The following is a 15,193-nucleotide window of genomic DNA, read 5'->3' on the forward strand; positions in this document are numbered from 1 at the left end:
CTATTGCATCATGCAACGTTCGCTCGGCGGATTTGCTTCCCCGGGCCTCACCAGCCAGTGTGCGCCGGTGCGGTCGAGCCGCGCACCACGAGCTCCGTCGCGAGTTCGACGTGGTGAGACTCGACCTGTTCCCCGGCCGCCAGGCGCAGCGCCGTACGCACCGCGACGGCGCCCATCTCCCGCAGCGGCTGCCGCACGGTGGTCAGGGGCGGCGAGGCCATCCGGGCGATCTGCGTGTCGTCGAACCCCACGATGCTGAGGTCCTCGGGCACGCGCAGCCCCCGTGCCCTGGCCGCCTCCAGCACGCCGAGCGCGATGTCGTCGCAGCCCGCGAAGATCGCCGAGGGCGCCTCGGGCAGGTCGAGCAGGGCCGTTCCGCCCGTCATTCCGTCGTGGTAGTGGAAGTGCCCGGTCCGCACGTAGCCGGGCAGGACGGACGCGTCCCCGGCCTCCATGGCGGCCCGGTACCCGTGCAGCCGGGCCTGGTTGCAGGTCGCGGTGGCCGGGCCGCCCAGATAGGCGACGCGCCGGTGCCCCAGCCCGAGCAGGTGCTGCGTCGCGGCCAGGCCACCGGCGAAGTTCGTCGAGCCGACGCTGGTCACCCGGGTCCGCGGCAGGTTCAGCGGGTCGATCACGACCAGGGGCAGCCGCGCCCGTGACAGCGCGGCGAGCTGCCCGGAGGTCAGCTCACCGGTGACGGCGACCAGCGCCCGCCGTCCGGCCGCGACCAGCTCGCGCGCCCACCCCGCGGTGCGGTCGGCGTCGCGCCGGATGCTCACCACGACCGCCACGTCGAGATCGGCCCCGGCCTGCACCGCACCCTGGACGATCTCGGTGGAGTACGCGTTGAGGTCCGCGTCGAACTCCACCTCGATCGTGTCGGGCGCCACCTCGCCCCGGCGCTGCGGCGGCGCGACGTAGTCGTGCTGCTCCAGCAGCGACAGCACCAGGGAACGGGTCTCCGGCGCGACGTCGCTGCGGCCGTTGAGCACCTTCGACACGGTCGCGACCGACACGCCCGCCGAGGCCGCGACCGTGGCGAGGGTGGCCCGCCTACGACTGGGCGGCATCTGTTCCTCCCTGATCGGGACCCGCCGCCGATCGCACCTCCACGGGAGTGACCAGCCGCCGGTCGTGGCCGACGTGGCGCAGCGGGCCGGTCAGCCGTACGCGGCCCTGGCACGGCAGGTCCGACGCCGAGGTGCCCACGAAGACGTCGACGTCTCCGGGCTCGACGATCCGCCGCAGGTCGCGGCCGGTGAAGGCGGTCCTGTCCGCGTGCACGACGAAGGTCGCCCGCGCGCTCTCGCCGGGCTCCAGCCGCACCCGGGCGAACCCGGCGAGCTGCCGCACCGGCCTGGTCACCTGCGCCAGCACGTCGTGCAGGTAGAGCTGGACGACCTCCTCGCCCGCCCGGCCGCCGGTGTTGCGCACGCGGACCGACACGGTGAACTCCCCGTCGGTGGAGACCTCGGAGTCGCTGATCTCCAGGTCGCCGACCTCGAAGGCGGTGTAGGACGCGCCGTAGCCGAACGGGAACAGCGGCGTCGGGTCGAGGTTGCTGATCCCGTGGCTGTCGGAGCCCAGCGGCGGCTGCAGGTAGGTCCCCGGCTGCCCGCCCGGCGTCCGCGGGATCTGCACCGGCAGCTTCCCGCTGGGCTGCACCCGTCCGGACAGGACGCCCGCGATGGCCGCCCCGCCCTCCTCGCCCGGCATGAACGCCTGCACGATCGCGGCGGCGCCCTCGCGCACCCGCCCCAGCGCGTACGGCCGGCCCGACACCACGACCACCACGACCGGCGTGCCGGTGGCGGCCAGCTCGATCAGCAGGTCCTCCTGCGTCCCCGGCAGCCGCAGGTCCTCGGCGTCGCAGCCCTCGCCGGAGGTGCCCTGCCCGAACAGCCCGGCGAGGTCGCCGACGACGGCCACGCACAGGTCGGACTCGCGGGCGGCCGCGAGGGCGGCGGCGAAGCCCGACCGGTCCTCGTCCCGCCAGTCGCAGCCCCGCTCGTGGACGATCTCGGCGTCCGGCAGCTCGGCGCGCAGCGCGTCGAGCAGGCTGGGCGCCTCAACGCCGAGCCCGAGGTTCGGGTGGCGGGGCAGCACGTGGTTGGGGAAGGCGTAGCAGCCCATGAACGTGCGCGGGTCGTCGGCGCAGGGCCCGACCACGGCGACCCGGCGCGGCCCCGGGCGCCCTTCCCCGAGCAACGGCAGCGCGTCGCCCGCGTCGAGCAGCACGATCGACCGCTCGGCCAGCTCCCGGGCCAGCGCCCGGTTGTCCGGCGAGTCGAGGTCCACGGTGTCCGCGCCGGCCACCGACCCCTCCGGCGTCCAGTCCGGGTCGAGCAGCCCGAGCTGCACCTTCTGGGTGAGCAGGCGGCGCGCGGCCCGGTCCACCAGGTCCTCGGGCAGCTCGCCCCGCCGCACCCGCTCGACCAGGTGCCGGCCGAAGCCGAGCGTGTCGGGCAGCTCGACGTCGATGCCCGCGGTCAGCGCGAGCACCCCGGCCTCTTCGTGGTCCGCGGCGACCTGGTGCATCTTCGCGAGGAACGCGATCGCCCAGTAGTCCGACACGACCGTACCGGTGAACCCCCACTCGTCGCGCAGCACCTCGGTCAGCAGCCAGGGGTCGGCGGCGGCGGGCACGCCGTCCACGTCCGAGTAGGAGTTCATGACCGAGCGCGCGCCGCCCTCGGCGATGGCGGTCTCGAACGTCGGCAGGATCATGTCCATCAGCTCGCGGCGGCCCATGGGGACCGGGCCGTGGTTGCGGGCCGCCCGCGAGGCGGAGTAGCCGGCGAAGTGCTTGAGCGTGGCGATGACCCCGGCCTTCTCCAGGCCGCGCACGTAGGCCGCGCCGAGCATCGCGACGAGGTACGGGTCCTCGCCCAGGGTCTCCTCGACCCGGCCCCACCGGTAGTCGCGCACCACGTCCAGCACCGGCGACAGGCCCTGGTGGGCGCCCACGGCCCGCATGTCCCTGCCGATGGCGGCGGCCATCCGCTCCACCAGCTCGGGGTCGAAGGTCGCGCCCCAGGCGATGGCCGCCGGGTAGACGGTCGCGCCGTAGGTGGTGAAACCGGTCAGGCACTCCTCGTGGACCAGTGCCGGGATGCCGAGCCGGGACTGCTTCACCACCTCGCGCTGCAGCCGCACCACGTCCGCCGCGCCCTCCACGGCCGTCACCGGGGCACTGCCGAACACCCGCGTCAGGTGGCCGAGCCCATCGCGTACGGCCTCCTCGATGGGCACCGTGCCGGAGGCGGCGAACACATCCTGCATGGGGGCCACATTGAGCGCGTTCTCCGGCTCCGCCTCCTCGGGAGCCTGCATGTCGTTGCCCAACCACCGGCTGCCGAGCTGGCCGACCTTCTCCTCAAGGGTCATCTCGGCGAGGAGCGCCTCGACCCGGTCGGCCACGGGGAGTGCCGGGTCCTGCCATGCCCGGAGCGTCCCGTCCGCCGCGTGCGTCCGATCTGGGGCCGTCATTTGGTCTCCTCAAAAAAAGTTTCGAAACTTTTCGGCATCGCGGTCGGTTCTGTCGGCAATCTTCAGGCCAACCATGATCACCAGGCGTGACGCCTGTTCGTCGGTACTTTACACACGCATCACGATGAGCTGGGGAACTCGTGAGAGCGCTCTTGACAGTGACGTACCGCAAATCTAGATTGGCGTGCCACGCGGCTTGTGTCGAAATATTTCGAAACGAGCTGACTTCAAGAAGGAGTGGACAGTGGCACCGGGGTGCCGATCCACGTCGCCCCCCACCACGTCCGAGTACTTTTCAACGAGCCGCGGCCAGCCTCGGCGTTCGACGTACGGAGATCAGCGTGGAGTCCACGAACTCATCCCGCCGCACCTTCCTCGCCCTCTCCATGGGCCTCCCCCTCGGTGCCGCGTTGGCGGCCTGCGGCACGTCCGGCCCCGCCCCGGCCGGCGGAGGCGCGAGCGGCGGCGGCGCCGCCGGTGGTGGTGGCGGCGGGGGCAAGGCCACCTACTGGTTCCTCCAGGGCCCGCCCGGTGAGGCTCCCCGCACCGCGTCCGTGGATCGATTCAACAAGGCCAACCCCAACGGCCAGATCGCGATCACCACGATCCAGAACGACGCGTACAAGACGAAGATCAAGACGGCGATCGGCGCGAACCAGGCGCCCACCATCATCTGGGGCTGGGGCGGCGGCGGTCTGCGCAGCTACGTGCAGGCCGGCCAGGTCGAGGACCTCACCTCGTGGTTCGGCGAGAACGCCGCCGTGAAGGACCGGCTGTTCCCCGGCGCCTTCGGCGCCGCGACGATCGACGGCAAGATCTACGCGATGCCGTGCGAGACCGTGCAGCCGATCGTCCTGTTCTACAACAAGAAGGTCTTCGAGAAGGTCGGGGCCCAGCCGCCGCAGTCGTACGGCGACATCCTCGACCTGGTGAAGAAGTTCAACGACGCGGGGGTCGCGCCGTTCTCCCTGGCCGGCCAGTCGCGCTGGACCAACATGATGTGGCTGGAGTTCCTCTTCGACCGCATCGGCGGCCCCGAGGTGTTCCAGGCCGTCTTCGACGGCGAGAAGGACGCCTGGAACAACCCCCTCGCCATCGAGGCCCTGACCAAGATGCAGGAGCTCATCAAGGCCAACGCCTTCATCAAGGGCTTCTCCTCCGTCACCGCCGACTCCAACGCCGACCAGGCGCTGCTCTACACCGGCAAGGCCGCGATGATGCTGCACGGCAGCTGGTCGTACGGCATCCAGCAGGAGCAGGGCGGCGACATCGTCTCCAGCGGCGGCCTCGGCTGGATGAACTTCCCGGGGGTCGACGGAGGCAAGGGCGACCCGACCAACACCGTCGGCAACCCCGGCCAGTACCTGTCGATCTCCTCGAAGGCGACGCCGGAGCAGAAGGAGATCGCCAAGAAGTTCTTCGCCACCGGCGTGCTCGACGACCAGGAGCAGAAGGACTGGGTCGGCACCGGTGGCGTGCCGATCGTCAAGGGCTCCGACAGCCTGTTCGCCGGCTCCAAGGACGCCGAGTTCCTGAACTTCATCTACGGCGTCTCCAGCAACGCCAAGGTGTTCGCCCAGTCGTGGGACCAGGCGCTCAGCCCGACCGCGGCCGAGGTGCTGCTGGACAACATCGCCAAGCTGTTCCAGATGTCGATCTCGCCCCAGCAGTTCGCCACGAACATGAACGCGGTTATCGGTAAGTAAGCATGTCCGCCATCACCGCTCGAAGGACGTCGTCCGCCGCCGTGTCGCGCGGCGGCGGCGTCCTGCCCTGGCTGGCGCTGCCGGCCCTGGTGGCCTTCGCCGTCTTCGCGCTGATTCCGCTGATCGGGGTCCTGCTGCTCAGCTTCACGTCCTGGGACACCCTGGGCGAGATCCAGCTGACCGGGCTCGAAAGCTGGCGGCAGGTGCTCACCGACCCCGGCCTGCCCCACGCGCTGTGGGTGACGTTCCTGATCATGCTGCTCTCCTGGGGTTTCCAGACCCCGGCCAGCATCCTGATCGGGGTGTTCTTGGCGGGCCACCAGCGCTACCGCGAACTGCTCGCGGTGCTGTACTTCATCCCGCTGCTGCTCAGCTCCGCGGCCATCGCGATCACCTTCAAGGCGCTGCTCGACCCGAACTTCGGGATCGGCGCCGGGCTGGGCCTCGACTTCCTCACCCAGGACTGGCTCGGCGAGCCGGGCCTCGCCTTCGGCGTCGTGATCTTCGTGGTGTCGTGGCAGTACATCCCGTTCCACTCGCTCCTCTACCAGGGCGGCGTACGGCAGATCCCGCGTTCGCTCTACGAGGCCGCGGAACTGGACGGCGCGGGACGGGTGCGCATGTTCTTCAGCATCACGCTGCCGCAGCTCAAGTACACGATCATCACGTCCTCGACACTGATGCTCGTCGGCTCCCTGACCTTCTTCGACCTGATCTTCGTGCTGACCGAGGGCGGCCCCGGCGACGCCACCCGCGCGCTCGCCCTGGACATGTACAAGCGCGGCTTCCAGGCCAACCTCATGGGAGCGGCCTGCGTGATCGGTGTCATCCTCGTCCTCGTGGGCCTCGCTCTGGCGCTGCTGCTACGCCGTATCGGCGGCCGCGACCCCTACGCCAGTCAGTTGGAAGGGGCCTGACCGTGACCACGACCCACACATCGAGGGCGGCCAAGCGCCCCGCCACGTCCGGGGCGCACGGACGCCATCCGGCGAAGAGCCGGCAGCGCCCGAACTGGCTGGGTGGGCTGGTGAGCTGGCTCTGGCTGGCCGTGGTGCTCATCCCGATCTACTGGATCGTGATCACCAGTCTCAAGACGCAGTCCAACTACTACCTGACCAACCCGTTCGCGCCGCCCGGTGATCCGACGCTGGACAACTACCGGCTCGTGATCGAGATGGACTTCCCGCTGTACTTCCTGAACAGCCTCATCGTCGCCATCGGCACGGTGATCCCGTCGGTGCTGTTCTCGTTCATGGCGGCGTACGCGATCGTCCGGAGCAGCGGCGCCAACCGCTTCCTGCGCGGCGTCAACTCGCTGTTCCTCATGGGCCTGGCCATCCCCCTGCAGGCGACGGTCATCCCCGTCTACCTGCTGATCATCAAGATGCAGCTCTACGACTCGCTGACGGCGCTGATCCTGCCGTCGATCGCCTTCGCGATCCCGCTGTCGGTGCTGGTGCTGTCCAACTTCATCAGGGACGTGCCGAAGGAGCTGTTCGAGTCGATGCGGCTGGACGGCGCGTCCGAGTGGAAGACCCTGTGGGGCCTGGCCTTCCCGCTCACGCGGCCGGCCGTGGTGACGGTGTCGATCTACAACGCGTTGCAGGTCTGGAACGGGTTCCTGCTTCCGCTGATCCTCACCCAGAGCCCCGACAAGCGCACGCTCCCGCTGGCGCTGGCGGCGTTCCAGGGCGGGCCTTACGGCGTGAACGTGCCCGCTGTGCTGGCCTCCGTCGTGCTGACCATCCTGCCGATTCTGATCCTCTACACGGTCGGCCGCCGTCAGCTGCTCAGCGGCCTGACCGCCGGTTTCGGCAAGTAGCTCGGCCGTCTGCCGGCGAGGCGGACCGGGCGCCGATCCGGGGCGGCATCCGGTCGCTCCCGCGGACGTACGAGGTGACCCGCCGATAACCGCCGAGCGGCCGTCCCTTCACCCAAGGGGCGGCCGTTCGTCGATCGGGGCATGATCCGGCCCGGTTTCCGCCGGGGGCGGGACACGAACCGGCGGGCGGGGTACAGCCACCTCGATGCCGATCATTCACACCCTCAGGGCATTCCCCGGCTCCCTGCCGCGACGGCCCGCGACGGCGCTCGCCCTCGCACTGGCCCTGTCTCTGGCCCTGTCACTGCCTCTGGTGGCGCCCGCGGGCGCGGCGGCGGCCGGTGACGGCAACGGGAACCGCTCCGCCGTACGCGTGGGCAACGGCTCGGCCAACCGCAACCTGGTGGCGATGGGCAGCACACACCTGCGCGGCGCCCTCCACCAGTTCTCGGCGGAAGTGGGCGGGCTCAGCAGCGTGCAGGGCGGACTGTGCAGGCCGCGCGGCCGGCTCTGCGCGCTGTCGCAGAACGTCCGCGCGCACAGTCCCCGGACGCGGGCGGTGAACCGCTGATGCGGGACGGTCTCGCCCTGGCGGCGGTCGCGATCGCGACGGCGGCGCTCGCCGCCTCACCCTCCTCCGCCGCCGGGAACGGCGACCGCAACGGCAACAGCGCCACCGTCCGCCTCGGCAACGGGGTCCGCAACGTCAGTCAGCTGACGGTGGGGAGCGCGCGAAGCGGGACCGGCATCCAGCAGAACACGATCGGCGTCGGCGGCCTGGCCAACGCGCAGAGCATCATGTGCCGCCGGTGGTCCCGGCTCTGCGACCTGACCCAGCGGGTGCGCGCGTCGGACCGGCAGAGCGACGTGGTCCGCCTTCCGGAGGCACGACCCCGGCGGCACAGCGGATCGTCGTCCGGAGGCCGGGCCTCCACGGCCGGCCCGCGACCAGAGCCCAACGGAGATCGTTCCGCTGGGAGGTCCTAATCCTCGTCCAGCGGCCGTGACCGGCGCGGCTGCCCGGGGTAGATGCCCGGAAGGTCCGTACGAGCGGATCTCCTTGACGGACGACGGGGAAGGCGCGGGGGAACATGGCTCGTCACAGGGGGCGGCACGCGCTCACCGGCCCGGCGGCGCGACTGCTGGCGCTGACCGCGCTGACGCTCACGAGCGCCGGCCTCGCGCTCGCCCCCGCGAGCGCGGACGCGGCGACGAGCCGGGGCGGCGGCGACGGAAACGGCGCCAACTCCAGGTATGTGATCAACAACGGCCAGAACAACCTCAACTCCCTGCTCGTCGGCAGCCAGCGGAACATGTCGGGCGCCCAGCAGGTCGTCACGGGCGTGGACGCGTCGGTGAACACCCAGGCCTCCAACTGCATGCGCCGACCCGGCTGCAGGGGCTCCCAGAATCTCCGGGGCCGCAACCAGAGCTCTCCCCGGACGAGCGGCACCGTGATCAACGGGCGCTGACGCGCCGCGCCGGGAACGCGGCGGGACCCGGCGCGTCGAAGACATCGGCCGGACCCCGGCGGAGGCTACCGTGTGACGAGGCTTCGAGTGACCGGGCTTCGAGTGACGAGGCTTCGAGTGACCGGGCTTCGAACGGGCGGGCGGACGGGTGGTGGCGGATGCTTCATTCCTGCGGTGCATCTCGGCGTGTCCCGCCGTTCGCCGTCGTCCTCGTCCTCGTCGCGGTCGCCGCCGCCGCGCAGGTCCTCCTCACCGCTCCCGCGCACGCGCGGGCCGGGCGGGGGGACGGAGACGGCCCGGCGTCCGTCGGCAACGGCACCCGCAACCGGAACATCGTCTATCTGCGCAGTCCCACGCGCAATCGCGGTCACCAGCACACCGCGGCCAGCACCGCGGGCGGAGCGACCAGCGTGGCCGACGGTTTCTGCCGCCGGACCAGCCACTGCGACATCAGGCAGAACATCGCGGTCGCCGTCGCGGCGCCCCTGTAGCCCTCACCCGCCCCACTCACTCACTCAGCGTCATTCACTCAGCGCGCGTACGGCCTCTTCCGGGCTGTCGTAGAAGGAGAGCAGCTGGTCCAGGCCCATGATCTGGAAGACGCGGGCGATGTCGGCGTCCAGGCCGGCCAGGAACAGGGCGGCGCCCGCGTCGGCGGCGCGCTGGTGGGCCGCGACCAGCGTGGCGATGCCCGTGGAGTCGCAGAAGGTCAGGCCGGACAGGTCGATCACCAGGTCGGCGTCCGGACCGAACTTCACCTCCTCCAGGGCCGCCCGCAGGCGTGGCGTCGTGTGATGATCCAGGTCACCGGCCACGACCAGCAGGTGCGGCCCGGAGGTATGCGGCTGGAGGCTGACGGTCAGACCGTTGTCATGCTGCACCGAGACTCCCGGAGGACGGCGTTCGAGTGGCGGGCGGGACGGAGAGGGCGAGGATCGCGGTGTCGTCCGAGACCCCCTTGCCCAGGGCCGTGATCAGGTCGTGCACGGTGGTGAGGAGGGCGTCGGCGCTTGTGGGCCTGGCGGCGGCGAGGTAGGCGGTCAGTCCGTCTTCGTCGAGCATCGAGCCGGTCGGCGTCCGCGCCTCGGTGAGGCCGTCGGTGTAGAGCAGCAGCGCGTCGCCGGCGTTCAGGCGCGCGCTCACCTGGGCGAAGTGGGGATCGCGCAGGATGCCGATCAGCTGACCCCCGGCCGGGTGGATCGGCTCGACGAGGCCGTTCGACCGCACCGCCAGCGCCGGGGGATGGCCCCCGGTGGCGAGCGTGACGCCGAACCCGTCATCGTCGGGCTGCAGGACGCCGAAGACCGCCGTGCAGTACGGCACCGGGGCCTCGCCGCCCGCGTGCTCCTGTTGCAGGACCGCGTCGAGATTGGCCAGCACCGCGTGCGGGTCGGCGTCGTAGACCGCCGCGGCGCGCAGGGTGTAGCGGACCAGCGACGTCAGCGCGGCGGCGTCGGCGCCCTTGCCGCAGACGTCGCCGAGGAAGAACCCCCACCGGTCGCCGTCGAGGGGGAACAGGTCGTAGAAGTCGCCACCCACCTCGTCGGCCGAGACGGGGTGATAGGCGGCGGCCGCGCGCAGTCCCGGCACCCGGGGCAACACCGGCGGGAGCAAGGTGCGCTGCAGAGTGCGGGCCAGCCGCTCTGCGCCCGCGCGCAGCTCCCTCTCGATCTCGACCGTACGGTGTGTGGCCAGCCGCACCTCGAGTTCGTCCATGACGAGGCCGGCCAGGTCCCGCAGGCAGTCCAGCTCCTCGTCGCCGGCCTCACGGGGGCGGACGTCCATGACGTTGACGCTGCCCAGCGCCTCGCCGTCGGGCGTCGTGATCAGCGCGGCGGCGAAGAAACGGATGCCCGGCTCACCGCGCACCGCCGGGTCGCCGGCCGCCTGAGGGTCCAGCAGCGCGTCGTGGACGACGTACGGACCGCCGTGCCGCACGGCCGCGGCGCACAGGCTCTCGACGAGCCCGCGGCGCGGGGGCAGCCCGTGCGCGGCGATGGCGCGGACCGTGTCGTCGCCGACGATCGTGACGGTGGCGAAGGGAGCGTGGAAGATCCGCGCGGCCAGGCCGGCCACCCGGTCGAGCGCGGCGCCGGAGGCGGTCTCCAGGGCCGCGTAGCGGCGCACGGCCGTGAGACGGCTCGCCTCCGGGGCGGAGGTGAGCGGCATCGGCCTGCCTGGCGCTTCGTCGACGGTGCTGACCGTGAGCTCCTTCCGTCGCACCGGGTGGGGCCTTGGGCGGCCGCCTGGCCGGTGAATGATTTGCCCTATCCTACGAAATCGTTGAACTGTCTCCTTCCTGGCCTGCCGGACTCGGTGACTCATCGGCGGGTGGCGGCCAGGCGTCGCCCCAGATGACGTCGCGCGCCTCGCGGTAGGTCTCGCCCTGGCGCTTGGAGACCGCACGGTCGGCCAGCCCGTCCTCGGCCGTGCACAGGCGCAGCGTCACCAGTCCCTTGCGCTTGAGGGGGTGGCGCAGGATCCGGCTCTCCGCTCGCGGCCACGGCCGGGCCGACGCCGCGATGTAGGAGAACTTCTCGTCCTCGAAGCTCAGCGTGCCGTCCTTTATCCGCCGGTGCAGGGCGGTCCGGCTGAGGCGGACCGCGAAGTGACACCAGTCCTGGTCCGGGCGGATCGGGCACTGTCCGTCGTGCGGGCAGGGGGCGACCAGGTGCAGGCCCGACTTCGTCAGGAGCTGCCGGGCCGCCGCGATCCGGGCGTAGCCGGCGGGCGTGCCGGGCTCGACGATCACCAGCATGCCCGCGGCGCGGGCCGTCTCCGACGCCAGAGACCCGACCACGTCCTCCTGGACGGCGGGCGACAGCTCGCCGAGCACGTAGGACATCGTGACCAGGTCGGCCACCGGCGCGGGCGTGCTCCGGTCGACGAACGCCCGCTGCCAGCGCGCCTCCCGTACGGCCGCCGCGGGCGCGTGACCGGCCAGCCGCTGCCCAAAGGCGATGGCGGAGGGGGACTGCTCCAGGACGGTGACCGTGCGCAGCGTCGGCCAGACCGCGCTCGCGGCCCACAGCGCGCTGCCCGTGCCGCCGCCCACGTCGACCTGCGTACGCGGCGCGAAACCGGGGGCGAACAGGGCGACCTGGCGCAGCGCCGCGCGCACGGCGCTGTAGGTCGCCGGCATGCGGTATCCGGCGTACGCGGCGACCGCGACCTCCGAGCTCAGCGCGGGCACGCTCCGGTCGAAGCCCTCCCGGTACTGCCGGATGAGCGTCTGCACGCTTCGCGTCAGCTCGGCCGCCGGGAAGCGTCCGAGCGACGCTTCCAGCGCGTCGTCCAGGTCATCGGGCAGGGTGGACACGGCGTTCATGATGCCCCGCTCCGCTCAGGCTGTCGAAACGCCGAGTCGCACGATCACCTGGCAGGAGGCGCCCTGCTGATCGGCCAGCCCGCCGAACGTGAGCGCGAGCCGGGCGCCGGTCTCCACGCGGCGCAGCAGCGGGTGACCCCGCGTGACCCCGGCCACCGGGTGGTCCCACGTCACCGTCAGCCCGTCGAGGGCGCACCGGGGATCGGCCACCGTCACCGTGGCCGTGCCGTCGCCGAGGTCGCGCACGAGGACCGCGCACGGATCGGAGGCCGTCAGGCCGCCCGCCCGCCCCCCGGCCCGGCCGCCCGTCCAGAAGTTCACCGCGGTGACGCCCAGCGACGGGACCTCGATCCCCTGCTGCGCGGAGGTGTTGGCGAGCACCCGGGCCCAGCCGGGATCGGCGGCGCGGGCGGCGGTCTCCGCCGGGCCCGCCCCCGGCATGAGGTGGTAGACGTAACCGGCCGCGCCACTGTCCATGCCAGGGTCCACGCCGTGGTCCAGCCACAGTGTCGCGTAGGGCCGGGTGACCCCCGCGGCCGTACGGTCCTCGCGCAGCGTGCGCAGCGACTGCCCGGCGGGCACGACGTAACCGCCGTGGCCGTCCAGATGAGCCCATCCGGTGCCCACGGTGAGCCGGGCGCCGGCCCTGCGGTTGTCCACGACGGTCTCGACCGGCACGCCGTCGCGGCAGGTGATGCCCGCGCCGAGGCAGACCACGGCGTCGTCGAGGAAGAACCACGACTTGAACGCCTCCAGCGTGCTCTCCAGGCCGAACAGGTGCTGACCCACGGCGGCGCACACCCCGTCGGTCGCGCCGCCCACCCATTCGGCCGGCGGGCGGGTGTCGCCCCACCCGCCGCCCGCGCCGTCCGGCAGCCGCCGGGTGGAGACCGTCGTGCCCGGCAGCCGGTAGGGGTCCACGGTGGGCCAGAAGGAGTCGGAGTACTGATCCCCCTGGCCGGTGGTCCACCAATAGAGCATCCCCGAGCCGGTGTGCCAGCCGCGCAGGTTCTCGCCGTTGCCGTGCTCGTAGTGCGCGACGCGGGAGGAGGCCATGCTGACCGCCGCGCACCAGCCGGGCCTGCGGTGCACGGCGCGGGCGCTCATGGGGAACAGGCGGTGCCCGGTGGGCTCGGCGGCGGCCGGGACGGCCGCGTCGTCCAGCACGGCCGACAGGCGCGCGTGGAACGCCAGGTCGCCGCCCTGTGTCGCCCCCTCCGCCACCTGGAGCATGGGCTCGGCGGTGTCGCGTAGGGCCCAGCCCTTGACCATGGCCCGCCAGCGGGCCCGCTCCGCGTCGGGAGCGGTCTCGGCCAGCAGCAGGACCGCCGCGGCGATCTCCCTGCCCCTCCTGTGGTCGCCGTACGACCGCCTGTCGATGCCCCGTCCGCGTACGAGGTCCATGCAGGCGCCGTCGTGGACGAAGGGCGCGAACGCCCTGTCCACCGCGTCGAGGACGGTGCCCGCCGCCGGGTCGGTGATCTCCCACGGTGTGCCCCGCAGCACGGCGAACAGCGTGGCGAGGCCGGTCAGCAGCACCGCGCCGTACCCACCCTGGTAGGCGACGGAGCCGTGTTGGATGAACGAGCCGTCGCGGTAGAAGCCGTCGCCCTCGGTGACGTAGGGGAACACCGGAGAGAGCGCCGACGCGGCGAGCGCGGCACGGCCGGGGTCACCGCCCGCGATCGCCCGCAGCAGCGTCACCGTGCACAGATCGACCCGGTTCGCCCCGGTGCTGTTGCCCTCGTAGTCGTCCAGGCGGCTTTCCGGCACGAAGGTGTCCACCGCCTCGCACAGCGCCGAGACCTGGGTGTCCGTCAGGTGCGGGGCGGCCAGCACGGCCGCGTCGAGCAGCGCCCTGGGCGTCCCGATCCGCCAGTCCCACCAGTTGCCGGTCTGCTCGGCGTCCGCGGCGTACACGTGCCGCACGTAGTGCTCGACGCCCGCGGCGACCGCCGTGCCGAGGCCCGGCTCGGCGGTCAGCCCGGTGCCCGGCAGCGCGTACGCCCGGGCCATCGCCCGCAGCCGCGCCGGGGTGGCGTCGAGAGAGGGGAAGGGCAGGTCCGGCCAGAGCGACCGGCGCGTGGGCGTCATCGCGTCGCGGTGCCGGGCGGCCTGCGCGCCCAGCCGCGCCAGCCGGGTCCGGTACGGCTCCCGCTCCGGGTCGAACGTCCCCGGCCAGCCGAGCGTGACCTCCCGCCATCGGCGGCGCAGCAGGATGAAGGTTCCGGCGTCCTCAGGGGTGGCCTTCGCACGCGGGGCGGCACAGGCCACGGCCAGCGCGGCGAGCCCGCCGAGCTGGAGAAATAATCGCCGGGAAGGTCCTTTCACGCGTAGATTATCCGCGCGATCCCTCCCTTTCATCGATCTTCCACGCGCCTCTATGGGAGCGCTCCCAACTGACGTACCTTACTTCTGCCGTTGTCACCGGGAAAAGGAGCGCGTCGTGCGACGACTGTCACGCGTGGTGTTGTCCTGTCTGGCTCTGCTGCTGCCGCTGACGGCCGCGCCGGCCGCCTCCGCGGCGCCCCCGCCCCCGCCGCACGGGCCGGGGACCTGCGCGAAGGGCGGCACGCTGTTCTGCGAGGACTTCCAGTCGCTGCCGGTCGGCGGCGCGGCGAGCCTCGGCTGGGGCGTCGACACCAAGCACGGCACGCTCACCGTGGAGCACGCCGAACGCGGGCAGAAGGTGCTGCACGTCCACACCGAGGGCAACGGGCGGGCGTTCCTCAAGGTGGACGACTTCGCCCCGCCCGGCAACGGCTTCTACGGCCGCCTGCGGCTGCGCGTGAAGGCGTTCCCGACCGCGCCCGACTGGGCCCACTACACGCTGGTCGAGGCCACCGGGGCGGGCCCGGAGATCGTCCGGCCGCTCGGCGGCCAGTACGTCCCCACGCTGCGCGAGGACCTGTGGGGCGTCGGCGCGGACGGCGGCCCGACCGGCGACTGGACCAACTGGCGCGAGTCGGCCCCCTCCAACGCCGGGGGGTGGCAGTGCGTCGAGTGGCGGATGGACCCCGCCGACAACGCGATCTCGCTCTGGTTCGACGGGGTGCCCAAGCCCGACCTCACCGTGTCCACCCGCGCCCACGGCGGCAACGACGTCGACTTCGTCTTCCCCCGCTTCGACACCGTCAAGATCGGCTGGCAGCTCTACCAGCCGAACCCCTCCCCCGCGGCGTACGACCTCTGGGTGGACGACATCGCTCTGAGCACCCGGCGCGTCGGCTGCGCCTGACGTCTCACGCGGCCGGCCGGGGCGCCCGCAGGACGGGATGCCCACCGGCCGCGATGGCGGTGAACGTTTCATGGAATCTTGTCGCCGCCCCGCTCACGGGGTTAGTTTGTTTGGCCAATTGACGAACTAAATGACTCG

General features: G+C 72.1%; 14 protein-coding genes. 8 read left to right on the plus strand and 6 right to left on the minus strand.

Annotated elements, in window-relative coordinates; translation table 11 throughout:
- Window positions 1-47: 47 nt before the first annotated feature.
- Together ACGFIB_RS30780 and ACGFIB_RS30785 are read right to left on the minus strand one after the other, a co-directional pair.
- Window positions 48-1,070: a LacI family DNA-binding transcriptional regulator gene (locus ACGFIB_RS30780; RefSeq protein ID WP_357238625.1), complete on the minus strand. Its 1,023-nt coding sequence runs from the start codon at window positions 1,068-1,070 to the stop codon at window positions 48-50.
- Entirely contained in the window at window positions 1,054-3,489 is a 2,436-nt protein-coding gene (locus tag ACGFIB_RS30785) for a beta-xylosidase/alpha-l-arabinosidase (RefSeq protein WP_357238623.1), read from the minus strand. The genes ACGFIB_RS30780 and ACGFIB_RS30785 overlap by 17 nt, the downstream gene beginning before the upstream one ends.
- A 341-nt stretch (window positions 3,490-3,830) precedes the next feature.
- On the opposite strand from ACGFIB_RS30785, the gene ACGFIB_RS30790 reads away from it, so the two are divergent.
- The 7 genes from ACGFIB_RS30790 to ACGFIB_RS30820 all read left to right on the plus strand — a co-directional run bounded on the left by ACGFIB_RS30790 (window position 3,831) and on the right by ACGFIB_RS30820 (window position 8,980).
- The gene (locus ACGFIB_RS30790; RefSeq protein ID WP_317984888.1) at window positions 3,831-5,195 is read left to right on the plus strand and encodes an extracellular solute-binding protein; all 1,365 of its coding nucleotides are present in this window, start codon (window positions 3,831-3,833) and stop codon (window positions 5,193-5,195) included.
- 2 nt (window positions 5,196-5,197) lie between these two features.
- Complete coding sequence (locus ACGFIB_RS30795) at window positions 5,198-6,112, plus strand: carbohydrate ABC transporter permease (protein WP_357238621.1); 915 nt, start codon at window positions 5,198-5,200, stop codon at window positions 6,110-6,112.
- A gap of 2 nt (window positions 6,113-6,114) precedes the next feature.
- Window positions 6,115-7,017, plus strand: coding sequence for a carbohydrate ABC transporter permease (locus ACGFIB_RS30800; protein WP_393329809.1), 903 nt, complete (start codon window positions 6,115-6,117; stop codon window positions 7,015-7,017).
- Between the two features lie 205 nt (window positions 7,018-7,222).
- Complete coding sequence (locus ACGFIB_RS30805) at window positions 7,223-7,588, plus strand: hypothetical protein (protein WP_357238619.1); 366 nt, start codon at window positions 7,223-7,225, stop codon at window positions 7,586-7,588.
- On the plus strand, window positions 7,588-8,004 hold the full coding sequence (locus ACGFIB_RS30810; RefSeq protein WP_357238617.1) for a hypothetical protein: 417 nt from the start codon (window positions 7,588-7,590) through the stop codon (window positions 8,002-8,004). The genes ACGFIB_RS30805 and ACGFIB_RS30810 overlap by 1 nt, the downstream gene beginning before the upstream one ends.
- Before the next feature lie 104 nt (window positions 8,005-8,108).
- Window positions 8,109-8,489, plus strand: coding sequence for a hypothetical protein (locus ACGFIB_RS30815; protein WP_357238615.1), 381 nt, complete (start codon window positions 8,109-8,111; stop codon window positions 8,487-8,489).
- A gap of 158 nt (window positions 8,490-8,647) precedes the next feature.
- Window positions 8,648-8,980, plus strand: a complete 333-nt coding sequence (locus ACGFIB_RS30820) for a hypothetical protein (RefSeq protein WP_357238613.1) — start codon at window positions 8,648-8,650, stop codon at window positions 8,978-8,980.
- 30 nt (window positions 8,981-9,010) lie between these two features.
- On the opposite strand, the gene ACGFIB_RS30825 is transcribed toward ACGFIB_RS30820, so the two are convergent.
- Genes ACGFIB_RS30825 through ACGFIB_RS30840 form a run of 4 tightly spaced genes read right to left on the minus strand, consistent with a single transcriptional unit; the run spans window position 9,011 to window position 14,148 of the window.
- Window positions 9,011-9,370: an STAS domain-containing protein gene (locus ACGFIB_RS30825; protein WP_229689493.1), complete on the minus strand. Its 360-nt coding sequence runs from the start codon at window positions 9,368-9,370 to the stop codon at window positions 9,011-9,013.
- On the minus strand, window positions 9,360-10,712 hold the full coding sequence (locus tag ACGFIB_RS30830) for a PP2C family protein-serine/threonine phosphatase (protein WP_357238611.1): 1,353 nt from the start codon (window positions 10,710-10,712) through the stop codon (window positions 9,360-9,362). Before ACGFIB_RS30830 ends, ACGFIB_RS30825 begins: the two co-directional genes overlap by 11 nt.
- A 49-nt stretch (window positions 10,713-10,761) precedes the next feature.
- Complete coding sequence (locus ACGFIB_RS30835) at window positions 10,762-11,817, minus strand: small ribosomal subunit Rsm22 family protein (protein ID WP_357238609.1); 1,056 nt, start codon at window positions 11,815-11,817, stop codon at window positions 10,762-10,764.
- Between the two features lie 15 nt (window positions 11,818-11,832).
- On the minus strand, window positions 11,833-14,148 hold the full coding sequence (locus ACGFIB_RS30840; protein ID WP_357238607.1) for a polysaccharide lyase 8 family protein: 2,316 nt from the start codon (window positions 14,146-14,148) through the stop codon (window positions 11,833-11,835).
- A gap of 115 nt (window positions 14,149-14,263) precedes the next feature.
- Here ACGFIB_RS30840 and ACGFIB_RS30845 point away from each other — a divergent pair, with 115 nt between their 5' ends.
- On the plus strand, window positions 14,264-15,055 hold the full coding sequence (locus tag ACGFIB_RS30845) for a hypothetical protein (protein WP_357238605.1): 792 nt from the start codon (window positions 14,264-14,266) through the stop codon (window positions 15,053-15,055).
- Window positions 15,056-15,193: the final 138 nt, after the last annotated feature.

Source organism: Microbispora bryophytorum, assembly GCF_043197435.1.
Lineage (GTDB): Bacteria > Actinomycetota > Actinomycetes > Streptosporangiales > Streptosporangiaceae > Microbispora > Microbispora bryophytorum.